General features: G+C 46.2%; 14 protein-coding genes. 13 read left to right on the forward strand and 1 reads right to left on the reverse strand.

What is annotated here, in order from left to right; all coding sequences use genetic code 11:
* Positions 1–239 precede the first annotated feature (239 nt).
* The 8 genes from D0X99_RS17880 (at position 240) to D0X99_RS17915 (ending at position 18,965) form a co-directional block, all read left to right on the forward strand.
* Complete coding sequence (locus D0X99_RS17880) at positions 240–2,792, forward strand: metallophosphoesterase family protein (RefSeq protein ID WP_119479228.1); 2,553 nt, start codon at positions 240–242, stop codon at positions 2,790–2,792.
* A 106-nt stretch (positions 2,793–2,898) separates the two neighbouring features.
* Positions 2,899–6,486 carry a DUF6603 domain-containing protein gene (locus D0X99_RS17885; protein WP_119479229.1) on the forward strand — a complete coding sequence of 1,196 codons (3,588 nt, stop codon included), beginning with the start codon at positions 2,899–2,901 and terminating at the stop codon, positions 6,484–6,486.
* 19 nt (positions 6,487–6,505) lie between these two features.
* Complete coding sequence (locus D0X99_RS17890; RefSeq protein ID WP_119479230.1) at positions 6,506–9,679, forward strand: hypothetical protein; 3,174 nt, start codon at positions 6,506–6,508, stop codon at positions 9,677–9,679.
* Between the two features lie 11 nt (positions 9,680–9,690).
* Entirely contained in the window at positions 9,691–14,562 is a 4,872-nt protein-coding gene (locus D0X99_RS17895) for a hypothetical protein (protein ID WP_119479231.1), read from the forward strand.
* 5 nt (positions 14,563–14,567) lie between these two features.
* A complete protein-coding gene (locus D0X99_RS17900; RefSeq protein ID WP_119479232.1) occupies positions 14,568–16,343 on the forward strand; it encodes a hypothetical protein in 1,776 nt (591 codons plus the stop codon).
* A gap of 679 nt (positions 16,344–17,022) precedes the next feature.
* The gene (locus D0X99_RS17905; protein WP_119479233.1) at positions 17,023–17,349 is read left to right on the forward strand and encodes an ArsR/SmtB family transcription factor; all 327 of its coding nucleotides are present in this window, start codon (positions 17,023–17,025) and stop codon (positions 17,347–17,349) included.
* Positions 17,346–18,308 (forward strand): SRPBCC domain-containing protein, encoded by a 963-nt coding sequence (locus tag D0X99_RS17910; protein ID WP_119479234.1) that lies wholly within the window; start codon positions 17,346–17,348, stop codon positions 18,306–18,308. The genes D0X99_RS17905 and D0X99_RS17910 overlap by 4 nt, the downstream gene beginning before the upstream one ends.
* A 279-nt stretch (positions 18,309–18,587) precedes the next feature.
* Positions 18,588–18,965, forward strand: a complete 378-nt coding sequence (locus D0X99_RS17915) for a DoxX family protein (protein WP_119479235.1) — start codon at positions 18,588–18,590, stop codon at positions 18,963–18,965.
* Between the two features lie 463 nt (positions 18,966–19,428).
* On the opposite strand, the gene D0X99_RS17920 is transcribed toward D0X99_RS17915, so the two are convergent.
* Complete coding sequence (locus D0X99_RS17920) at positions 19,429–19,620, reverse strand: hypothetical protein (protein ID WP_119479236.1); 192 nt, start codon at positions 19,618–19,620, stop codon at positions 19,429–19,431.
* A gap of 83 nt (positions 19,621–19,703) precedes the next feature.
* Between D0X99_RS17920 and D0X99_RS17925 the strand changes: the two genes are divergently transcribed.
* The 5 genes from D0X99_RS17925 (at position 19,704) to D0X99_RS17950 (ending at position 23,858) form a co-directional block, all read left to right on the forward strand.
* Entirely contained in the window at positions 19,704–20,183 is a 480-nt protein-coding gene (locus D0X99_RS17925; protein ID WP_119479237.1) for a hypothetical protein, read from the forward strand.
* Entirely contained in the window at positions 20,183–21,352 is a 1,170-nt protein-coding gene (locus tag D0X99_RS17930; RefSeq protein WP_119479238.1) for a sensor histidine kinase, read from the forward strand. The genes D0X99_RS17925 and D0X99_RS17930 overlap by 1 nt, the downstream gene beginning before the upstream one ends.
* Entirely contained in the window at positions 21,336–21,755 is a 420-nt protein-coding gene (locus D0X99_RS17935; protein ID WP_119479239.1) for a response regulator, read from the forward strand. Before D0X99_RS17930 ends, D0X99_RS17935 begins: the two co-directional genes overlap by 17 nt.
* Before the next feature lie 649 nt (positions 21,756–22,404).
* Complete coding sequence (locus D0X99_RS17945) at positions 22,405–23,313, forward strand: hypothetical protein (RefSeq protein WP_119479241.1); 909 nt, start codon at positions 22,405–22,407, stop codon at positions 23,311–23,313.
* Complete coding sequence (locus D0X99_RS17950; RefSeq protein ID WP_119479242.1) at positions 23,313–23,858, forward strand: phage tail protein; 546 nt, start codon at positions 23,313–23,315, stop codon at positions 23,856–23,858. Before D0X99_RS17945 ends, D0X99_RS17950 begins: the two co-directional genes overlap by 1 nt.
* Positions 23,859–23,863: the final 5 nt, after the last annotated feature.

Genomic DNA, 23,863 nt, shown 5'->3' on the forward strand with positions numbered 1-23,863 from the left:
ATTCTTTAATGAATTTTTGCAATTCTCCGAAGTTCTTTTTTGAAATCAAATCGGAACTTTTGAATCGGTACTGGATAATTACCCTCTTTGGTGGATTTACTGTTTTTGGGAAAAGGGTTGAAATTCTGTTCAGTTTAATTGGATAGTTCACATGAGGTGATTAATGTCGATCGTCATGGAATATTCATGCGGTGCTTTTTAATTCAGGTCTTTTAAAATTTTCCGTTTAAGCTTTTTTTATGCCTTTTCAAAAAATGATTTGCGGCCCGATTCTACGTCGAGTAGAAAAAGATAAGGTTTCGGTTTGGGCGGCCTTCATGTCCAACCAGCACATTACCTTGAAAATCTGGGAAGGGGATAACATCAAGCACACTGGTGGCAACCTGTTTACTACAGGGAGTTCTCCCTTGGCAGAAGGGGAGACCCATACACTTCAGTTTGGCCAAAACCTCTGGATTGCACTGGCAACAGTCACCATTCCCAGTCCCGGCCTACAGTCTGGTCAGGTGTACAGTTACAACATGGTGTACCGGGACAGCGACGGAACACAGGATGTTGATTTTCTCAGTGACAAGTTCCTCTCGGATGAGAAGTCGGAGGGGGATCGTCCCCAATTGGCGATCGGGTATAAAAAAGATGTCTTGCCTTCTTTTTGTCTACCGGGGGAAACTCCAGACAAGCTGAATATCATCCATGGGAGTTGCAGGAAAATGCACGGTCATGGGGAGGATGCCTTGGCTCTCCTGGATAGTAAGATCAAGGACAATTTGGACAAGCCGGACAAGCGTCCTCAGGCACTCTTTCTCACCGGAGATCAGATTTATGCGGATGAGGTGCCTGGGTTTTTCCTGAGAAGTATCGCTTCCATGGATGGGAGCTCCCTCTTTGGGCCAAACACCGAAAAGATGAAAATCAATGAAGGTTCGGGAGCGGCTCAGGAGTTTGAAGCGGATATGGTCAACTACCCCCCTTATTTCCGCCAACGATTGGTCAATAAGTACGCGGGATTTTCAAGTCAGGCAGCAGCCAATCATTTGCTCAGCTTTGAAGAGTTTGCTGCCACTTACCTGAGGTATTGGAACATTCGCTCCTGGAGTAGCGCCATGGTTTCAGAGCTGGACAAAATCGCCAAAGCCAGCCCCGATGAGCTTTATTCCAAGGTTGATTCCCTGGTTTCCAAATTTGTGGATAGTTCGGGAGTGGATGCAGATACCAATCTGGTCAACCTGATTCGTGGCAGTCGGCCCACTGATTCATTTATATTCAGCGAAGACAGCATCACCAAGGCCCAATTCAGCGACTCCAATTCTGATAAATACAAGGACTGGCTGAAGCATACCAAGCTCGCGCTTAAACATGAGCTGGTGGATATGGCCGCTTTCATGAAGAAACTACCGGAGGTCAGCAGGGTCCTGGCCAATGTCCCCACCTACATGATCATGGACGATCACGAGGTGACGGATGATTGGTTTATGACCAAACGCTGGAACAATCAGGTGCTTTCCAAGCCTTTTGGTCGGGACATCATCCGAAATGCCATGATGGCTTATGCGGTTTTCCAAGACTGGGGCAACAACCCGGAAGAGTACAAGGAAGCGATCAGTATGATTTTCGATGAAATGACTGATAGCACCAAAAAGAAAGCCCAGTTTCTCCTCTACACCGGGGAATATGCCTACCGCTATGCTAACAACATGCATTTGAACACACTTCGGACCGAGGTGATCGAGAAAATGGAAAACATGTTGGGCATGGGGAGTTCTCCTACCTCACTCAAGTGGAACTATTCCGTTAAGCTGGGGGCCACGCAGGCTATTGTGCTGGATACCCGAACCCAGCGGCATTACCAAAGTCTGAATACCACACCGGAGTTGATTTCCGAAAGTGGGCTTTCCGAGCAAGCACCCAATACCCTCACGGATAATCCTCCCTTTGTGTTTGTGGTTTCTCCCTGTCCTGTCCTGGGTCTTCCCAATTTTGAAGATTTGGTGCAGCCTGCCGCAACGGCTGTAATTGCTTTGGCAGGGAACAATGAAGGCAATCCGGGTATACTCGGAGGCGAACTCAACTTTGATTTCGAGGCCTGGGGATTTAATGTGACAGGCTTTGAACGCCTGATTGCCAAGCTGGATTCTTATAAAAAAGTGGTCCTTCTGTCAGGGGATGTCCATTATGGGGCTACCACAGTTCTGGATTATTGGAAAGGATCTTCCGCTGATCCCAGCAGCCGGATGGTTCAGCTTACTTCCAGTGCCCTTAAAAACGAGTGGATTCCCAACGTACGCATCCTCAAAAGTGCCATGGTGCAGCGTATCCTGACCAGTTTCGGGGATGGACTGTCCAAGTTTGGCTGGAAAGATAAACTCGTCTCCACCAGTGGGGCAGTCACTCCTCGTAATAGACAACGGCTGCGACATACAGTAGCCACTATTCCCATTGAGGGCTGGACTCCCGGGGCAACCGTAAATCCCGCTCCGGACTGGAGATGGAAGTTGAAAGTCCTGAAAGACATGAAAGGACTCGAGGAAGACCCGGTGGAGTCAGACCTGGTGCTTGGCAATGCCGACTCCATGAAAGAGGGGTATTTCAAGATTGTCTCCAGACATCAAAAGGCCTATATCGACGGAAAATCCCCACGAATCGCGTGGAACAGCAATGTGGGCTGGGTCACCTTCACTGCAGACGGTGACAGTTGGAAATTAAAACATGAGCTTTTGGGCGCCAAAATGGCCTATGAAGTGCCGCTAAAAACCCCGGAAGCAGAGCGTGCCAAACCGGAATTGCCTACTTAATGCATAATCAGGTCCGACTTGGCCCGGAAAAATCCATTCAAAAAGCCGAAGCCGGAATTACCATACACTGCGCGTAAAAATGAAATAGGATGTAAACTGAACTAAAATGGCAGAAGAAAATAGCCAGGATTTTTTCCAGCAAGTACTCAAGCTTTTCTACGAAATCATCAAGCCAGGGCTGGATATTTTTGGAGATGATCAGGCAAGAAATGAGCTTTTGGGATCGCTCGGTCTGCCTCCAACCGGAGGGTCCACTATTCCTGTAGGTACCAGCCTGGAGGAATACGTTAACAAAGCCGACGATGAAGTACAACCCTTCAAACTGGCGGGTGCAATTGCCGACATGACGGCGATTGTAATGGCCATTGAGGGAGTAGTTCAGGCGGCCATTGCTGCCTCCGACGGGGAAGAGGAACGGACGGCAAATGAAATAGTCACTGCCATCCTCAACTTGCTGACCCTGGAGTACCTGAGACGGCGGCAGCCTGCTGTCCACTCCGTACTCAGCCTACTCAATGCACTGGACACCAAAATGGCTGCCGCTGGAGGTTCTTCCAATTTCATTGTAGAGGACATTGGGGCCTTTTTTAAAAATCTGGGTAAGGGTTTGGAAGACGAAGAATCTGCCGCAGCCCTTTCGGATTCCCTGTTTTTGGCCATTGCAGCAGGCCTGTTTTTTCTGGATCATTTTCTGAGAAAAGGGGGAGTGGATAACCTGATGATCGGATCCAATTACGGCTACGAGGGCACGGTATCCAGCACTACTCCATTAGCTGACCAAATCTCCAATCGTGCCTTAACCTATGGTGTGGAAGCCAAGATTGCGGGTGAGGTACCTTTGAAACTCTACAATACCCTTCTTTTTGCTCCAAAAGAGCATGGAGGAGTTGCTTTTGTGACCAAGCTACTTGGCAAGAGTGCAAAGACCTTTAACATAGGAGAGGATGATAAGCATTCCATAGGATATGATGTCACGGGAGATGGACTCTTCCGAATCGGAACTTTACCTGAAGCCAAAGGAGGTCCTGCCAATAAGTTTACGGTCTTTTACAGCTACAATACCCCCAATCCTACCAAAATCGCCCTACTGGATAAGCCCGTTATCAAGTTCGCACTGGGCACTGCCAAAGTAGGTGTAATGGTCAAACCCGATGACCTCCTGGTCAAAGGGATCCTCAATATTCACTATCAGGTCGGAAAAGGAAGCCTTACGGGTTTCCCCTTTAGTCTTATTCCGGATTTGGATGACAAATTCCCCTTGGGCATAGGCTACTCGCTCAAGAATGGATTTATCGTGGATGGCAATGGCAATATCGGGATCGATGAACCAAAAAAATCCACCCCTGCGGAGGGATCTTCCTCCGGAGAAAGGACTTCGTCCTCCAGCCATGCCCTGAGTGGCTCAGGTGACGGAGCCCCTGCCCCTGCCCCAGCCGAATCAGGTGGTGAAGCTGACGCAGTAGCTAAAATCTTGGGCACATTGCTCAACGCACTCAACATGCGCCTTCCCCTTCATAAAAATCTGGGGGACATCATCGGTTTGGAAGTATTAACCATCAAGGTAAATGTGAATGAGGACATGAGTTCCATAGAGATGGAAGTCTCCCTGGACTTCTGGATTAAGTTTGGCCCTCCTGTCATGCTTACCATTAATCGACTCGGACTCAATCTCAAGGCTACCAAGCTGGAAGGGAATGGGGGAGTATTTGGCTACGATTTGGTTCCGGCCATCAAGTGGCCCACCGGTGCGGGAATCCGAATCAATGCCGGAGTGGTGACAGGGGGAGGATTCCTTTACTTTGATCCGGACAAAGGAGAGTACTTTGGTGCGCTTGAGCTTTCCTTCCAAAACCTGTTTGATCTCAAAGCCATCGGGATCATCAATACCAAAATGCCGGATGGAAGCGAAGGCTTCTCACTGCTTATCATTGTAACGGCAGAATTCTCCCCGGTGCAGTTGGGCTTCGGATTTACGCTTATTGGGGTAGGGGGGCTGCTGGGGGTCAACAGAAGGGCAGAAGTCGAAAGCCTCCGGGTTGGACTCAAGACCAATGCCCTGAAAAGCATCCTATTTCCCGAAGATGTGGTTGGAAATATATCCCGTATCATCAGCGACATCAAGCAGATCTTCCCCATCAAAGAAGATACTTTCCTGATTGGCCTGATGGGAAAAATCGGCTGGGGTACTCCTACGCTCATTTCCATTGAGCTCGGGATAATTCTTGAACTGCCTGAACCCAAAATTATCATTTTGGGTGTGGTCAAAATGGCCCTTCCCACAGAGGAAACTGCTCTTGTTAAAATTCAGGTCAACTTCCTTGGCGTGATCGATTTCCAAAATGGCTTTGTGTATTTCGAAGCCAGGTTGTTTGACTCCAAGCTGGTAGGTTTTCCGCTCACAGGAAGTTTGGCTTTGGTAGTTGCATGGGGGGGTAGCGATGCCTTTGGACTCAGCATTGGAGGTTTTCATCCGGATTTCAAAGACCTTCCCACAGTCCCGACACTCCCTGGAGCATTCCGGGATATGGATCGAATCAGTCTGCAGCTTTTGAGCGGTGACAATCCCCGCTTAAGTGTCGAATGCTACCTTGCTGCCACTTCCAATTCAGTTCAGTTTGGAGCCAAACTGGAGCTTTTGGCCCAAGGCCCTTTGGATTTCAACTTGTACGGCAAACTTCAGTTGGACGTCCTCTTTATTTTTGATCCCTTCAGTTTTATTGTCCGGCTCGAAGCCACCTTGGCTATTCGTCAAGGAACGAGTGTACTTTTTGGGATTCACTTCATGGGCAAACTTTCAGGCCCAACCCCTTGGAATATTGCCGGGGAGGTCAGCTTCGGTCTTCTTTTTGTCACGGTTACCATCAGTTTCGACGAGACTTGGGGCGATCCCCGTCCGGATGTTGCCGTCGAGACGGAAGACCTCCTGGCCCTTTTGACTGCGGAGATTCAAAAGTCCGGTAACTGGAGGCCTATCCTTCCAGCCAACAACCACCTTCATGTCAGCCTTCGACAGATTCCTGAAGACCAGATGCCTGAGCTTTTGATCCAGCCTTTTGGTTCGATCACCTTCAGCCAGCGCAGTCTCCCTCTAAACATGGAGATCAAAAAGTACGGCAACCGAAAGCCCCTCAAAGCCAACGAAGCCAACTTCCGAATTACTGAAGCCATGGTCGGAGGAGTCAAGCCTACACTGACTCCAGCTCAGGAACTCTTTGCCGTCGGAAACTATATTCCGCTTTCTGAGGATGAGAAGCTTTCCAGAAAATCCTTTGAAAAATTGGAAAGTGGGGTGACCATCCAGGATTCTGGAGAGCTGAGGTTGGCACCTGAAACCTTGGATCCGGTCACCTTGGATTACGAACTCGACTATACCTATGATGATGATGTAGCTCCCTCTCGTAGGTTTACCAAAATTCCAATGGGTGGATTTAAGCACATGGTGCGGGGTGCAGGGATATCGGGTTCCCGACTCTCCTGGAGAAATGAGGCTTCCAAATCCCTGAACTCCCCAGAAAAAGTGGCTTTGAAAACCTCCGGATTCACCATTGCCTCCAATGATGATCTCAAGGAACTCAATTCTTCCTATAGGTCGGAAAGCTATGCTGCAGCCTTGGAATCACTCCGCAAACTCACTGAAAAGAACGCATCCTCCAAGAGTAAGTACCAGGTGGTAGGCGTGCATGAATTGGTATAAAATCTAAAATGAGACACGTATGAATTTTGGTCAATATCGTTTTTATTCCTGGTCACGTCGCGGGATTTCCGCCAATGTCAGCCAAAAAGACACCCTGGGGCTAAATGCCGGTACTCAGCCTGAGCGGGCTCAGGTTCCGGTTGATATCAAAGTAAACGGAAGTATTTCGATTCCAAGAATCAATTTTTCCCTACAAGGCCCAGGAGACATCGTCGGGATCAATGCGGATATGGTAGTCCGTACGGAACCCAGAGATGGAATCTCCAACTTTGAGCCCAATTACCTGGCCTACATTGAGTTTTACGATGAAGATTTTCCATGGCGCTACACGCCCGCAGCAGCGGACCACCGAAAACTGAGACCCTGGGTGAGCCTTTTGGTGCTCAAAGAAAATGAATTTGAAGATACCAAACGCCAAAAACCGCTCCGATCCATCAAGGTGCTGGATGCCAATGCCCTTCAACCTCACGACGAAATTCATCTCTGGGCTCACGTACATACCAACCTCCCCCATACCGAAAATGTATTTGAGGAAAACCTGGAAGCCTTTCGTGAGGAATTAAAAACTGATCCGGATGGTGTGTATAGCCGGGTGATGTGTCCAAGAAAACTGGATCCTAATGTGATGTACCACGCTTTTTTGGTTCCAAGTTTTGAGACTGGAAGATTGGCAGGGTTGGAACGAGATCCATCCGAAGTCATGGCCCAGCAGGCTTCCTGGGGCATGGGTTCCGATCTGGAGTTTCCGGTGTATTACCGATGGCATTTCCGGACTGGGGCCAATTTCGATTTTGAATCACTAGTAAAGCTCATTGAGCCACGAGTTATGGATCAACGCGTAGGCTCCAGGCCGATGGATTGTTCTGCTCCTGGCTATTTTAGAGCGGATTCTGAGCAGGAAATCCCTGCACCCAATCCAAAAACTGTTCTTTTGGAAGGAGCTGTGATGGCACCGACAGCTGTCTCAACTCAAATCATTCCCAATGAATACCAAACTGAAATCGGAAAGCTGATCAACCTTAACAGGGGCCAGGAGGAAAATCGCGAAGAAGATCCCATTGTTACATTGCCCTTTTACGGGATGTATCATGCCATGCGAAAGGACCTCAGCAAGCCCGGAGAAAAAGTGGTGCCTGTCTTTGATCCCAATTCAGATAGCTGGTATAATGACCTAAATCGAGATCCTCGAAACCGAGTTCCTGCTGGATTTGGAGTACAGGCCGTGCAGGACGATCAGGAAAAACTGATGGATCAAGCCTGGAAGCAACTGAATGATGTCCTGGAGGCCAACCGAAAAATGCAGCTTGCACTCCTGATGGCACAGACCATGGAGCGGGGCTATGCCAAAAACATCCTTCCACAGCCCAAAGAAAATGTGCTATCGTTCAGCCGTAGCCTGTCTTCCAAAATACTTTCCGGGGGAACCACCGTCAAAAAAGCGATTAATCTTGGCAGGATCCCGGATGCAGTGATGATGCCTGGGTTTAAGAAGCTGATTCGGCATAATTCGTCAGTAGCCCGGTCTTTGGAAAAGCAGGCCCTTGTCCCATCTTTTTCCATCCTTCTTCAGAGCACCAATAGAGTAGGAGGGCTGACTGCTGCTTCGGTAGACAAGTTTACAGCCTTGCCCTCCCTGAATGGGGTTCTGCGGGTAACGGAGCCACCCAGACTTGAAAATGTACAAGTCTGGAGCTTGCAGTCCAATCTGGATCAAGAGGCAATTTTTTATCAAAAATCCTACCAGGGAGGGCTTCCAGAAATCTCCACTTGGGACAAGCTGATGAATAAAGACTTGGTCAAAGCGGTAAATGAATCCAAAGCAGCTCCACCGGTTGCAGGACCAACCATTCTCAAAAGGACATCGGCTGCTTCTTGGCTGAAGATGAATCCCACCACCCTCAAAGTAGATCCGAAGGCAGCGATCAAACCCATCGACCTAGTCAAAGACATGGGATTTGTTGCCAATCCGGGCTATAAAAAAGCCTTCACGGAATACGATTTGATTTATTCTTTTCGAGATGTGCCTACAACCGCTCCCAGCACGGATATAGCCAAATTGGCCATTGACAGTTTGCAGACTTTCAAACCGCTCCATGCTTACAAAAAACTCCTGGATGCCCGGGTTTCCTGGAGCGCCGGAACAAGGCGGCCCAATGTAGACGCAGATTTCCTGCCTGCCATGGCTTATCCGGATTTTCCAGCTCCAGCCTATAGGTTTCTCGTGGACCGGGACAAAGAACTCCTGCTTCCCAATCTCCACCTGATCCAGCCCAATACCTTTTCTCTTCTAAAGACCAACCAGAAGTTTATCGAATCCTACCTGGTCGGATTAAACTTTGAAATGGGTAGGGAGCTGTTGTGGCGGGAGTACCCGACTGACATGCGGGGAAGCTATTTTAGGCAGTTCTGGGATGTAAAGGGATTCGTGTCACCAGATAGTACTCCCACAGATGCCGAATCCCTGAAAGACATTGCTCCGATCCACAAGTGGAAGAAAACAGCCCCCCTTGGGAGCAACAATGCCCGGGACAAGGAGGGAGATTCCGAGCAATTGGTATTCGTGTTACGGGGAGAGCTGCTCAAGAAATTTCCCAACACGGTGATTTATGCCCAAAAAGCCTTTAAAAAAGACGGCAAGTGGGAAATCACCAAGGATTTGAATGAAACGCAATTCAAAAAAGAAGTCCGCTTTCCGATCTACCAGGCCGAACTTCCTCCGGATATCAAACTGCTTGGATTTGACCTCACCATAGATGAAGCGGCGGGTAACACTGCCATGGCGGATTTCCCGGGAAATAAGGAAGGCTGGTTTTTTATGATCGCGGAGGTACCCGGAGAACCCAGGTTTGGAATGGACATCAAATTCGATCCGGTGATTCCGGACAAATTTACCTGGAGTGACCTCTCCTGGGAGAATTTTGGCACCGAACCCATGCCTTTTGTCACCGTCAAGCGATCCCCAAATACGAAGGATTCCGTGGCCACAAGAGGAATTTGGAATAATCAGTCCGCCTCAGCGGATATGGCTTCCATCCTGATTCAGCGTCCGGTGATGGTGGCTGTCCATGCCACCGAAATGCTCGATAAGGAGATCATCGATGACAATGCCGGATCCAAAGCACCTACCAGGCTCATCGACCAGTATGGCATCTACAAGAATAATTTTTGGAATAAGAGAACTACAAACGGGTAAACCATTTTCCTATGGCAACTTTTCATGATCAATTAGCAAAAATCAGACAGCAGCGCGAGGCCCTGGCCGCTGCTCAGAAGGCTACCTATGTAGAAAAGATGGAACTGGCCAAAGAATCCAAGAAAGCCAGTCCCATCTCCGGAGGAAAAACCTTTAACCCAAAAGAAACCATCTTCAAGGAGACCGAAGTTTCACTCAATCAGTCCATAAAGGACTTGTTGGGAAAGAACCACCAGACACTTACAAGGGAACTCAACGGCAACATTCCTATCGTGATGCTTCCTGTGCGGATGGAGACCCGATTTGTCAACCCTGTAGGAGCCCCTCAGGAATTATGGATCAGAATTTTTCCGGACGACATCCATGCTGATACGCATGAACCGATGTTGGCAGAAAAAGAAGTGGTGGCTGGAGAACAGTATTGGTCCAGGCAAGCGGAGCTGTTCGGATTTCCCTCCGGTGAAGAAACGGAGTCCGAAAGAAAGCTGGCATGGGAAAATCTCAAAGCCTACGCTATAAATCCCCAGCGTGCCATCTGGATAGCCAAGGCCACCAAACCCCTCAATTGGCCACAAACTGACGTTCCACCACCAGCCACACTTGACTTTCCAAAACATCAGGAATTCAAAGAAAGCGCATGGAGTCGGGCTGCCCAGACCCAGGCTCTCCCAGACCGATTTGTGGCGACCATTTTTGCCCATGGCAAGTCCGTTCATGAGGAAGTGGGACAGGTGATTCCGGATACCGTTTTTCTTGGTCCTGATCCCTTTTCCAGCCAGCCTGCTTTTTCCAAAAAAGATGACGAGATCATTTTTCAGGAGGAAATTGCCTGGTTGCAGAATTTTGACAAGGCGGTGGAAAAAGGGCTGGGAATCAAAGTGAAGCTCAGTCCGGCCATGTTTATGCCGGATGGTTCGATTGAGCGGATTACAGTCTTGGGAATTATGTATTCTGCAGATCCTCAATCCGGAAAGAAAATCGTCGAAAACCTATTTGACAACCACCACTATTCTTCCAAAGGGCTGTCCTTTTTGCCTCAGGGAACTCCCACCAATAATACCGAAACAGAGGCATCTGCCTATTCCCGATACGAGGATTTTCTGCCCAAAGGCTACTACGAAGAGAAGAGCACTCCGATCAACCCAAATTCTGACTTGGATTTGTTTGCACAGGCCTTCGGGATAAACAGAAATGTGTTGGAGGACCTGAACCACGCAGATCAGATGGATCATTTTAATAATCTGATGATGAACAGAGCCCTGTATTCGGCTACCCTGAGTTACTATTTTGAGGAGCTGATGGAGCCGGCTATCCACGATGCAGATGCTGCGCAGATCAGGAGCTTTTTCACCAGCTTCGTATCAGCAAGGGGGCCACTCTCCGGGATTCGGGTTGGGGATCAGCCTTATGGCGTGCTTCTCACCAGTGACCTAAGCGCCTGGAACGAGGACGCTTCCGGAAAATTCTACATGGGGTTAACGAAGGTGGTCAAAGAGCTGCAGACTGTGTGGGATCAATTGGCTACCAAAGTGCCCAAAGTCGGAATGCCCGGGGACAGCTGGGAGATTTTGCTTAAAATACTGGGTCTTCAACCGGGCTCAGTGAGTTTTCGACAGCGCCTGGGTAATCTGCCGGATTACAGTTTGGCCTCGCCTTCTGTAAACAAGTCTTCTCTCAATGTGGAATTGAAAAACCTCAACCAGCGGATCGTTGATTTTCTGGAAAAGCTTGGGTTTAATCCCTTGGCCGAGGGGAATTTTTATCCACTGATCTCCAATATGGTGTTTTATCAGTGGACCAATCCCATACAGTCCACCAAGCTGGTGGTGCCGGATGAAGAGGCCTCTGAAACGGAATTTCTCCCAAAAATGCCTGCTTCAGGACTCAACTATGCGCAATACATGGGGACAAAATGCAGTCTGGCTGACTTGGAATCAATCAATTTCGGTGGGGACAAACCACCCCGATCCCTGCTTTCCCTGCTTATGAGGCATGCCTTGCTTACCGAACTGAAGCAAGCTGGAACTCGGGCCTTCCAGGTCAACAACATGACCATCAAATCGGCCATGTTTGAGAAGAGCTTTTTCAACATGGACAATAACAGTCAGGATTTGACCAGCTTTGAATTGCTCAAGGGAGATCCGAAAAAGATCAACCCAAGGGCTTTTGCCGGAGTGGAGACCAACCTTGGCGATTACCTTTTAAACCCAAGGATAAGGTTTCCATGGAACCCGAACATCGGTCCGATGCGAAGTGCGATGAACTACTTGGGCGGACTTTCCACCAAGGCTTTGGAGCGTAATTTGGCTGATTTTGTGGACCTCTGTACTTATCGTTTGGATGCCTGGGAAATGGGACTTTTCACCCGGAGACTTCAACGAAACCGATCAAAAGTGCCCACAGGAGTATACCTGGGTGCTTACGGATGGGTAGAAAACCTAAAACCGGAACCGAAAAAGACCCTGAACCAACGGAATGTGCCTCCTCAGCTTTGGCCTAAGGATGGAAAAGCGCCAATTAAGCTCAAGGAAAATGCGGGATTCTCCCACGTCCCTTCGCTCAATCATGCCACTGCGGTAGGACTCCTGTTGGCGGGCTATAAAAACCACGCCAGCCCAGCCAATCCCAGCCTTTTTGCCATGAATCTGTCCAGTGACCGGACCAGACGAGCCATGGCGCTTTTTGAAGGGATCCAAAATGGACAGCGGCTTGAGGTCCTGCTTGGCTATCAGTTTGAGCGGGGGCTGCATGACACTACCACCAGAAATCCAGCGACAAACCTCAATCAGTACATCCAGGCATTTAGAAACCGTTATGAAATCGAAAATCTCTCGATTCCCCAACAGGGATCCGAAGAGGCGCAGGAAACCATCGACAGCTACCCAGTCGTCAATGGGCTAAAAATCCTAAAAGCAACCAAAGAGGAAATTGAAGCCTTAATTACTGAGCCAACACATAAACCCTTTGTGCTAGCCATCAGAGATGAACTGGCCAATACCTTGGATGCCTGCAATGATCTGCTGGTAACGGAGGCTGCCTTCCAGATTACCCAAGGGAACCGAGACAGAACTTCAGGAGTCTTGAATTCGGCTTTAATGGCGGATACTCCTCCTGAAATTCAGGTGCTGGATACCCCCAGATCCAGCCTGTTGACTTATTCCCACCGGATTGCCCTGCATTTGGATGTGGAGGATTTTTTATCTGCAGAGGTGGGATGGTCCTCGACACCTTCTCCACGCTCGTCTTTTGAACCGGGCCTCAACCATTGGATCGCCCAATTGATCGGTGATCCCGGCAAAATCCAGTACCGTGTGTCAGCTTTGGAAGGGGAGGAGCTGATTGTGGATACCGCGCTGATGAGTCTGGGAGATTTGGAACTTCAACCGATCGACCTGATCTACCTCTTGTCCGAGGACCTGGCTGCAGGGGCGACTGAACTTGAAAGCAGAATTGCCTTTCAGTTTAAAAAATTGAAAAACATTCCGGCTTCCACCCGGATCAAAATTGAATTTGCTCCGGAGCTGAGTCCCGGAGTCTCCTCATTGGCTTCCGCTTTTCCTTTGCTTCGCTCCATCAAAATGACCTTGGGACAAACCCGAGTGGCCGATGCCAGGGATTTTGCCAGCAAGCCTAAGGCAGTGGTCAATTCCATGGATTTCACTGGTCTCGACTTTGAAGATTACCAGATGAGAATTTTCAATGCGCTGGGGATGCTGCAGACGCTTGCAGGCGCAGTTGCCCAAATGATTCCCAATCCGGATTTGCCAGCCGATGAACTCAACCCAAGCACCATGGAGGAGTTGTTCAGCTTGGCTGAGGGGATTTCAGAGCCAACTGCCTTTTTCAGGTCCCTCTCTCTTGCAGATCAAACTTGGATTGGGATCATTGATTTCCAGCAAGCTGCAACCCGATTTGGAGTGCAGATGGCCTTTCCTCAAAGCCCCGGTCCTGAGTTGACTGAAAGCCAAGAAGACATGCTCTCCCGCACAGCCAGTCTTTGGAAAGTCATTCAGGCAAAAATCCAGACTGCAGAGACCAAATTGGCTCAAGCAGGGGCCGAAAGTCAGATTATCCCCAAACTCAAGTTGCTTTCTGAAGCCTCTAAGGCTGTTTTGGGAGATGATTTTATGCCAATCCCCCGATTTAGGTATACGCAGGAAGAGGTCCTCCAAATGGCTTTTGCTGAAGAGCATCAACTGGTGAATCACGTTGCCAACCTCACCGGAATGACGGGAGATATACACAAGGAATCCTGGCTTCAGTCTGTAGCCCGGGTTAGGCCAGCAGTAGCCCGCTTCGAGTCCCTTCGTTTCCTCAGCGAGGCCTTGGACAATTCCCCAATGGACCTCTCGATTGCGCAGATTCCATACCGGCCTATGGACAGCTGGCTGGGGTTTGAGTTTCCCAAAGAATACGGGGGTAAGCCCTTCAACATTCAGGAGGATACAGTCGCCTTGGCCTATTTGGGTAAGCAAGCCACCAATACAGCGGCCCTTCAGTCTGTGTTAATACTGGATGAATGGACCGAAAAAATCCCGGTGGATGAGGAAATCACAGGAGTCACGTACCATTACAACCAGCCCAATGCAGTGGCACCTCAGGCCATCTTAGTGGCCGTAGAACCCACCGACAAGGGGAAGTGGGATTGGAAAGTGCTCCAGGGGATTTTGAATGATACGATCCGCAGGTCCAGATCCCGGGCTGTGGAGCCTGATCAACTCATGGAGCATGATGTACTCAAGATTTTGCTACCGATGACCATTGCCTCTTTTGATGTCAAAGAGGCCAATGTATCCATGGATTACCTGCTGCTAAACGACAAGTTTATGCAGGTGGCCAAAAGTGCCAACATGCAGCTTTACACCAAATGGGATAAAAACTGATCAAAATGCCAAACTTCAGCGAATTTCATAAACTCAAAGCCAATGCTAACTTGGCTTCTACCATTTTTGACAAGCGTTTTCAGGAGCCATTTATCTCCAACCGCAACAGACTCGAGGGCTTGCCGCGGCAGGCTGAATTCGAAAAAAGTCTCAGAGCCGAGATTGCAGATCCCATGTGGATGCTTACACGGCAATGGCAGCTCGGGGAGTTTCAGGGAGAAGATGCCGGCACCGCCTGCCAGGCAAAAGTCCTCTCAGAGGAACAGCAGCCTGGGGTTTTGACCTATGGAAATAACAAATCACGACTATTTGATCCCTATCGATCTCCGCTTGAAACAGAGGTGGAAAGTGAACCCCTACAAGTCACCCTTCACCTTCAAGTCCAGATGGGTAGGCAGTTTTTGCGAATCCTCGGCGCAAATGGTCTTGGAACTCACCGGGATTATTTCCTTAATCGGTATCCCCTTGTCCCTGAAGTCCGGGAACAGGACAGGGAAGGAGTCCTGTTTGCCCAGACCGTTTCAGGTAAATTTCCGGATGGATATCGCCTGCTCTGGGATTTCCGAAGCGGCTTGCTTTCAGAAATGATTCTTGCCGAAGGGCTGATGTCAGATGAGGAGCTTTTGACTCTGAGGACCACGGTTGCTTCCCAGTTTGAGTCATGGTTTAAAAACCTTTACCATCAGAATGAATCTCAGGAAAACGCATGGATTCCTGAGAGGATGGAGTACAATTTCCAACTTGAAATGCCTCACCCTGAAGCAGGAAAAACGGTTGTATTGGAGGCAGATCAATATGCATCCGGCAAACTGGATTGGAACAGTTTTGATGAAAACATCAAAAATGCTTCAGGGCAAATCAAGCAAGCGGATAACCTCAAAAGCACCGTCCAAACCTTTATTCCCGCTCCGCTACACTATTCGGGTATCCCACATCCCAGATTTTGGCAGATGGAAGAGGGGCAGGTGGACTTTTCCAAGATCCAATCCGGTACCACAGGGCTGCTCTCCATGCTGGTCATGGAATATGGCATAACCTATTCCAACGACTGGTTTGTTCTCCCCTTACCCATGAAGATCAATACCTATTGTGAGGTGAAAAATATCCTGGTCACGGACGTTTTTGGGCAGCACATCCTGATATCGCCCACTTTTACCGATCCGGAAGTCAGTTGGCAGGAATTTGCCGTGTTCCGACATACGGAGCGCCAAAACCTAAGCTCTCCACGCAACCGATTCTACCTTGCGCCCTCCCTGCTCAAGATTCAGCAAAGCGATCCTTTGGAAAAAGTCAATTTCATGCGCGATGAAATGAGCAACATGGTCTGGGCCATTGAAAATACTGTACCCTCGAGCGCAGGTGGAGGAAGACCGGTCAAATTGAACAGACCTCGATTTGACCCGCTTGAGAATCCCGATAACCCGGAATCCAAAATCCGCTACCTGGCAGGTACCAACGTTCCTGAAAACTGGATCCCTTTTATCCCAGTTCATAAGCCAGACAGTCAGCAGGAAATCCGGCTTCAACGGGCCAAAATCCCCAACGCTCCGGCTCCGGAAAGCCTTTTGCTCAGGGAGCAGCAACCTGTTCACTTTATTGAGGAGGAAGAAGTGCCTCGGGCTGGGGTGATCGTCAATCGGACCTTTAAGCGAACCCGCTGGATCGACGGCAAAACCATCCTTTGGGTTGGTCGGACCAAAACCACTGGTAGAGGGGAAGGCTGGAGCGGATTGATGTTTGACAGGATTCTGCCTATAGAAAAGTCAAAACAGGAATTATGAAGTTTGAAAAATCCTGCCATGGATTTTGGCTATAGACGACTTAAAAATTGGTTTCTCCATTTTGCCAGCCAGAAAGGACATGACTATTCCGGCAGATAATCAAAGTTTAAAGCTGTCCCAGGTCTGGTAACAGGGGAAGATCCTAAAATTGAAATAAGAAATTTTTAAAACAGGAAGTAAAATCAAGTCTCAGAAAAGGCCGACCAGAATAGCTCAAAAGGACTGGGGTGAATTTTCAACTTCCGCCCACATTTCTTTTCTGAGTTGAAAGGGATTGGAAGAAATGAAAAGCTTGGAGGTTTTTGGGTTTAGGTTTTTCCCCAAATTCTTGCCTGAAGATCCTATCCTCTAAGTGGTTGTTGGAATGGGCTTTCCATATCCAGTTTGACTTAAAATTTGATTTAAATTCCTCATAATAGGGATATGATTTTCAGGTGGGTAAATCAAACCCATATTCAAACTGAATTTTGGTGTTTGGCTTGGACGAGATGTTTCGAGATCTTATTAGGAAAGAATTCTTTTAGCCTGCTCTTTCAGCTTTTTGGAATAGTAATAGGCCAATTCCACCCATCTCATCCAAAAAATCATCACTACCCTTAGGATAAATTCTTAAAAAAAATTTGCGCAATCAAATAGTTGCGTTTAAATTAGCAATCAAATAGTTGCAAATAAGAACATAATGAAAACGCGAAGGGATGTATTCCAAGCCATTGCTGACCCTACCCGAAGAGCAATCATCATGCTTTTGACTGTAGGGGCTTTAACTCCAAATGCCATTGCAGATCATTTCAATTCAAGTAGGCAGGCAGTGTCCAAACACCTGCAGATTTTGACGGAGTGTGAGATCGTAAACCAGGAGCAGCAGGGAAGGGAAATTCATTATCACTTGAATGCTGATAAAATGAAGGATATAGAAAAGTGGCTCGAACAGTTTAAACAGCTTCTCGCTAAACGTTTTGAACAGCTCGATACCGTATTGGAACAATTAAAACTCAACAGACCATGAAAAATGCCATATTATTCAATTTTGAGGTGGACAAAGCCAACAGCAAAATCAGTGTCTCCCGATCATTTCATGCGCCACTGGACTTGGTTTGGGCCGCCTGGACCGAATCTGATATCCTAGACCAATGGTGGGCACCAAAACCTTGGACCGCCCAGACCAAGTCCATGGATTTTAGAGAAGGAGGGCATTGGTTATATGCGATGGTCAGTCCTGAAAATGAAAAACATTGGTCAAGAGCGGATTACCTCAAAATTACCCCGAAAGAATTCTTTTCGGCAATGGATGGGTTTTGTGATGAGGAGGGTAATCTGGCCTTAACCCTGCCCAGAAACAAATGGGAAAACAGTTTTACCGAGAAAGGAGAGGAAACCTTGGTGAAAATTCAGATCAGTTTTGATACCCTGGAGGATTTGGAAAAATATATTGAAATGGGTTTCAAGGAAGGATTTACCGCAGGTCTCGAAAATCTCGATCAATACATTGCGGCTCAGTTTTACCTCAGAAAAAGAAACAAGCCAAACAACAAGGCAAGGGTATCCAGCTATTTGAATTTCCCGGGAAATACCGAAGAGGCTTTCAATTTTTACAGGAAGATTTTCAAATCAGAGTTTACCAATGGTATCCAGCGATTCGAAGAGGTGCCTTCCGATCCTAACCAAGCCCCAATGGCAGAATCAGTCAAAAAAATGGTTCTGCACGTCGAATTGCCCATCCTTGGAGGTCATGTTCTCATGGGGACAGATGCCCCGAAAGAATTTGGGATGACAGTGAATAGAGGTAACAACATGCACATCAATTTGGAACCTGATTCTAGGGAAGAAGCCAAGCGCCTGTTTGATGAACTTTCTGAAGATGGGGTGGTGGAAATGCCGATCCAGGACATGTTTTGGGGAGCTTATTATGGCAATTGTCAGGATAAGTTTGGGATCAATTGGATGATTAACTACCAGGAGAAGTAGAGGTATAAGTTGAACTTTTTCAACTAGTTATGAAATAAAAATGGGCAATACCAGTTTATGGGACAGAGGTAAATGTGATTTTTAGGAGGTCAGTTTTACTTACCTTGAAATCAGAACTTCAGGCAGTCAGGAAACTGTCCGTTTCGAAATTTCGGGATATTCTTCCATGGAGTATTGAAGAAAGTCCATATCGATTGAAACCGAGTTTAAATACCACTTTCTAATTGGCAAGTGGTAAAACATCGAATTAGCAGAACACTTTAAACCATTGCCAAAAAAATGAAAAATATTATTTCCAAGCGGGACAAAATCGTCTATTGGGTTTGTACCGGTTTATTCAGCGCCTTCATGCTTTCATCAGCCATTCCCAACCTGATGCAAGCCCAAGAATGGACCGAAATTTTCAAGGCTTTGGGCTATCCCCTTTATCTCCTTCCTTTTTTGGGAACTGCAAAACTCCTTGGGGCAATAACCCTGCTAATTCCTGGTATACCAAGGCTTAAAGAGTGGGCTTATGCCGGGTTTACTTTTAATCTCAGCGGAGCCATTTACAGCGGAATTTCCGTTGGAGGATTTGATCCGAAAATGCTGGTACTCCTAGTCCCGATAGGCTTGGGCTTAGTGTCTTACCTTTACCACCGAAAATATACGGCTTGATTTTCTTCACAGATTGAGTTTGGTTTTTTGAGGTATCCTTCGGCAGGGCTCAACTTATCGTGATTGGATTAAATGAGAACAAATTCCTTATTTCCAGATCTCTTTCATCCTTTTTAAGCAGACTTTTTGCCCAAGGTTAATCTTTTGAAAAGGTGGTAAACGGAGTTTTCTTCCCAAGAATTGTTCATGAATTGCAGGGCAGGGGAATATGTAATGGTATGGAGTAAAAATGAAAAAGTAAATTCCCAATTCAGGCTATTTTTTCTTTCCGAAAATCCCCTTTTCTTTGAACTGGATTGTTTTTAATCACTTTTGGGGTTTAAGCTGTGAATTGCTCCTAGTTTAAGATCCGGCTCTTGAATTCGGTTTTGAAGTTTTTAAGATTGATCTGCCTTGTGGATCCGAATGTGGAAATTAAGCTTGATTTTGGTTTTACATCCTCACTTTTGCATGATAAGGAGAATCAGTCAGTAAAGAATTTATTTGGATAATGGGTGGGACCAAGCTTTGCCAAAGCATGCATAGCAGGATTTAACCTTGGGGTGAAGTGCAGGGTATGAAGATTCCAATCTATCCATTCCAAGATCAGGCTGCGGAAAGTGGGCTGGATTCTTCCCAATCGATGATGATTTAGCAATTCTGGGAGTAGAACCATAGGTCAAATCGATTAGAAATAGTATTAGTTTTTTTTATTAATAAACACCTAAATTCCCTTAACTATTACAAAACCAGATTTTTATGGAACAGGTTATTGACTTTCTATCCAAACTTTTTTCGGCTGATGATTGGCCTCCCCGCTGGGTCTGCGGTGAATGGTCGGCATTCCATGGCTGGCTTTACATCTTCAGTGATATTGCGATTTGGCTGGCCTATTTTGTGATTCCTGCCATTATTATTTTTTTCATCCAAAAGCGACAGAATATCCCGTTTTTACCTGTTTTCTGGCTTTTCGGTGCTTTTATTATCCTTTGCGGAAGTACTCACCTGATGGATGCCTTGATGTTTTGGTGGCCCGGTTACAGGCTGAGCGCAGTCCTGAGGTTATTAACCGCCCTGGTAAGTCTTGCCACTGCCTTTGCACTAATCCGGGATTTACCGAAGCTGATTACAGAAAGGCCCGATGATGAGCTCAAAACCTACCAGTTGGAAAAGAAGCTCAAAAGTTATGAATTGGAAATTCAGGACCTCCGAAAGCAACTGAACAGCAAGTCTGACTGATGAACCCGGCCAAACCATCCATGGTCCTGATTCAGGACATCGTCCTTATTGCATTGGCAGCAATGATTGCAGGCATTGTCTTTATTATGGATTTAAACTCTGAAAGTACCGTGGCAGTGGCCAGCATGTATGCAATAGTGATATTGTACAGTTGGCTCCTGCCCGGTAAATTCGCCAGTATATATGCAGCAGGAGTCTGTTCATTTTTGACATTTATTTCAGCTGTTCAGACAGGAGATTTGGTTACGAACCCAAGCGGGCTCCATGCAATGAACTGGATCATTTCACTGGTAGTAATCTGGACCTGCGTGACCTTGGTATTCATCGCCAAAAGCAGTTATTCTAGCCTGGAGGAGATCAACAGACAGCTCACTGACAGTCACGCCACACTTTTGGAAAAGATAAAGGAATTGGACGTTCAGCAACAGGAATTATCAGAGCATAAAACGAAGCTAGAAAGTCTTAACGCTGATTTGCTGGTTAAAAACCGGGAACTTGAACGATTCACCAGTATTGCCAGTCATGACCTGCAGGAGCCTCTTCGTACAATTGGGAATATGACCCAATTGTTGGCAAAAAAGTATTATGGAAACCTTGATGGCCAGGGAAAAAAAATACTTGATTATGTGGCATCTGCGACAACCAGGATGACTGTGTTGATCAAGGGACTTCTGGAATTTAGCAGAATTGGCACCAAAAGAAATGTTCAAGCGGTCGACTTGCAGGAACTTCTCAATACAATTGTGATGGATTTAGATGCCACACTGAAAACGGCAAATGCCACAGTTATTTTCGACGCTTTGCCTACCGTGGAGGGTAATCCGGTGGAGCTGAGAATGCTTTTTCAAAACCTGGTCGGCAATGCGGTTAAATTCAGAAAAATTGGCATTCCCCCGTTAATCGAAGTAACTGCCAGGGACCTCAAAACCCATCTTGAGTTTTGTGTAAAAGACAACGGGATAGGGATAGATGCGGCAGACTTCAATAAAATATTTCTCATATTCCAAAGACTGAATCCTGTGGAGAAATTCGAAGGCTTAGGCTTGGGGCTGGCTTATTGTCGAAAGATTGTGGAGCTGCATGGCGGAAAAATATGGATCAACTCAAATAAAGGGGTTGGCAGCTCGTTTTATTTTACTTTAACAAAATTACATGACAGCGAAGATTAACAAACTAGACTGTGTACTCCTCATTGACGATGACGAAGCGACAAACTTCTATCATACCGTAATCCTCGAAGATGAGGTAAGCGGAATACATATCCAGGCAGTAAATTCGGCCAAAGAAGGAATTGAGTATTTGCTGGCCAAAGGTGAATACAAAGAATGCCCCCAACCGGGTATTATTTTTCTGGATATCAATATGCCCGGATTAAACGGATGGGATTTTCTGATGGAATACAATGAGTTGTCCAAGGATATTCATAACCGATCAGTTGTCGTTATGCTTTCCACAAGTCTTAACCCAGATGACAGAGAACGGGCATATTCTATCCCGGTTGTAAAAGAATTCGTAAACAAGCCCCTGACTCCCGAAGTATTCTGGAAAGTAGTCAATGATAATTTCAATTGAATTTAATGCATTGACTTGCTTCCAACTAAATTCTCAAAAATATCGCTTCTTTTCACCATTTGTCTGTCATAAGGAAATTGAAAAAGCCATGTCTATTAATGATTGATAATTCGACCCTCCTAAACTCTCGACATTTATCCTTTGCGAACTGCCAACTTTTCAAAACTAACTTATTGCCATGAACTTTTTTCCGACCCATCACTTCCTATTTTTTCAAAATTTTTATTTAAATTGAACTTGAAAAATCTGATTCGGGTTTTAAATGCTTTTTTATTTCGAGTAAGTTTTATCCGTATCGAAACCTATGGGTTGTTTGTGAATTAAATTTCTAGTATTCAAAAAACACCCTTAACTTAAATAGCTTTATAGATCAAATACATAAGATTGAATTTAAATATCACTAAAACAAAGTTTAAAAAAATTTTTAAATATCAAGACACAAAAATTGGTTATTATTTTAATAAGGAATTCATTTTTAGTTGTCAAAATACATGAGCTCGATTTTGATCAATTTAGTTTTATCTCAATCCAATCATTTTAGGACCATTCATGTAGAAAAAAGGTTCTTTAGAACATTATATTTAAAAAAATCTAGTCTCGAACTAAATTTAAATACTGTTTATTTTTAGCAAATCCCTACCATATAAACATGAAAAAGAAAACCAGAAGAGAATTTCTTCGGTCGAGCTCTATTGTCGCCTCTTTGGCAGCATTTTCCTCTTCCAAACTTTTTAATGATAAGACAATTCTCTATTTAAAAACCAATACCTCGGATACTAAAATTTCCCTTATTCATTCAGGTGGACTAAACGGTGCCCGACATAATCCGGATCAGTTGGGTGGACTTGAAGCCATTCAAGCTCAACTTCTTTCCAGTCCCTCTTCCCGTATATTTTTGGATTCAGGAAACCTTATCAATCCAGATCAATCTATTGGCGATAACCTGGAATTTCTAAATCAAATGGTAAAAAGTGGTTTAAACATCGCCACCTTAGGGATGAATGAATCTAATCTACCAACAAAGGATTTAGCTTATTTAGTTGAAAATTCCGGTTTAAAAATCTTGGGCAATTCGCTGGAAAAACAAGGGCTTGTATTGGGCAAAACCTACTTTTCCAGAGCAGTTGTCCAATGGGGTAAATACAAAATAGGAGTATTGCCTACTCGGAATGCTACTCTCTCTGATATAAACAGGAGAGGTTTGGAATTGAAACTCCTTTTCCAATGTGATTTGGTCATAGGTCTAGGACCTCTTCCTCAAGAGGGAAACCTAACTCTCCTTCAAAGGAGACATCATGAGGTTTACCATTATTTTGTTGATGCCAATGACCAACTTCCAGTGGGAACACATGTATTCAAATCAACCAAAGGCATCGAATTTTGGATGTCTAAGCCAGGCAATCAAGGCAAATATCTGGGTGCCTTTGAATACACTCTCAATTCCGCTTATCAACTTAGGCACTTTGCCAATCTTTCCTTTATGCCTGGAGAGGCGAGTTGGAATAAAAAAATGGCCTTTTTGGCCCAGTCATCTCAATTATCAAATCCTCAAAGTTAATGGAACCATTTCTGTCTGAGATTTATCTTTTTGCATTCAATTTTGCACCAAGGGGTTTTGCCCTGTGCGATGGTCAATTGATACCAATCAATCAAAATCAAGCTCTATTTTCACTTCTCGGTACTACCTATGGTGGAAATGGGCAAACAAATTTTGCTCTTCCAAACCTAAGGGGTCGAGCACCTGCCCACATGGGAAATGGATATTCTTTGGGCACTTCAATTGGTTCATCTTCAGCAACAATTACCATTCAGTCTTTACCTACCCATTCTCATCCAGCCTCCAAATCTCTCAGCTCCAACTATACCCCTCAAGCCGGGCTGACCGCTTCCTCTGGAGATCCGAACGGTAGGCTGTTTGCTGGAAATACGGATTTTCCGGAAAGATTCTCCAACAGATTTGACGAAGGGCTTGCTGACCAGACTCAAGCGGGTACCCAAAATTCTGCTTCTGTGGGAGGGAGTCAGCCCCATCAAAATATGATGCCTTACTTGGTTCTGAATTATTGCATTGCACTTCAGGGAGTCTTTCCTTCTCAAAATTAACACAC

Source organism: Algoriphagus lacus, from assembly GCF_003583985.1.
Classification (GTDB): Bacteria; Bacteroidota; Bacteroidia; order Cytophagales; family Cyclobacteriaceae; genus Algoriphagus; species Algoriphagus lacus.

Excerpts from the sequence above, each read along its gene's own strand:
- D0X99_RS17950 (WP_119479242.1), top strand. The coding sequence starts at position 23,313 with ATGGAACCATTTCTGTCTGAGATTTATCTTTTTGCATTCAATTTTGCA.
- D0X99_RS17930 (WP_119479238.1), top strand. The coding sequence starts at position 20,183 with ATGAACCCGGCCAAACCATCCATGGTCCTGATTCAGGACATCGTCCTT.
- D0X99_RS17935 (WP_119479239.1), top strand. The coding sequence starts at position 21,336 with ATGACAGCGAAGATTAACAAACTAGACTGTGTACTCCTCATTGACGAT.
- D0X99_RS17915 (WP_119479235.1), top strand. The coding sequence starts at position 18,588 with ATGAAAAATATTATTTCCAAGCGGGACAAAATCGTCTATTGGGTTTGT.
- D0X99_RS17925 (WP_119479237.1), top strand. The coding sequence starts at position 19,704 with ATGGAACAGGTTATTGACTTTCTATCCAAACTTTTTTCGGCTGATGAT.
- D0X99_RS17895 (WP_119479231.1), top strand. The coding sequence starts at position 9,691 with ATGGCAACTTTTCATGATCAATTAGCAAAAATCAGACAGCAGCGCGAG.
- D0X99_RS17885 (WP_119479229.1), top strand. The coding sequence starts at position 2,899 with ATGGCAGAAGAAAATAGCCAGGATTTTTTCCAGCAAGTACTCAAGCTT.
- D0X99_RS17910 (WP_119479234.1), top strand. The coding sequence starts at position 17,346 with ATGAAAAATGCCATATTATTCAATTTTGAGGTGGACAAAGCCAACAGC.
- D0X99_RS17945 (WP_119479241.1), top strand. The coding sequence starts at position 22,405 with ATGAAAAAGAAAACCAGAAGAGAATTTCTTCGGTCGAGCTCTATTGTC.
- D0X99_RS17880 (WP_119479228.1), top strand. The coding sequence starts at position 240 with ATGCCTTTTCAAAAAATGATTTGCGGCCCGATTCTACGTCGAGTAGAA.
- D0X99_RS17920 (WP_119479236.1), bottom strand. The coding sequence starts at position 19,620 with ATGGTTCTACTCCCAGAATTGCTAAATCATCATCGATTGGGAAGAATC.
- D0X99_RS17890 (WP_119479230.1), top strand. The coding sequence starts at position 6,506 with ATGAATTTTGGTCAATATCGTTTTTATTCCTGGTCACGTCGCGGGATT.
- D0X99_RS17905 (WP_119479233.1), top strand. The coding sequence starts at position 17,023 with ATGAAAACGCGAAGGGATGTATTCCAAGCCATTGCTGACCCTACCCGA.
- D0X99_RS17900 (WP_119479232.1), top strand. The coding sequence starts at position 14,568 with ATGCCAAACTTCAGCGAATTTCATAAACTCAAAGCCAATGCTAACTTG.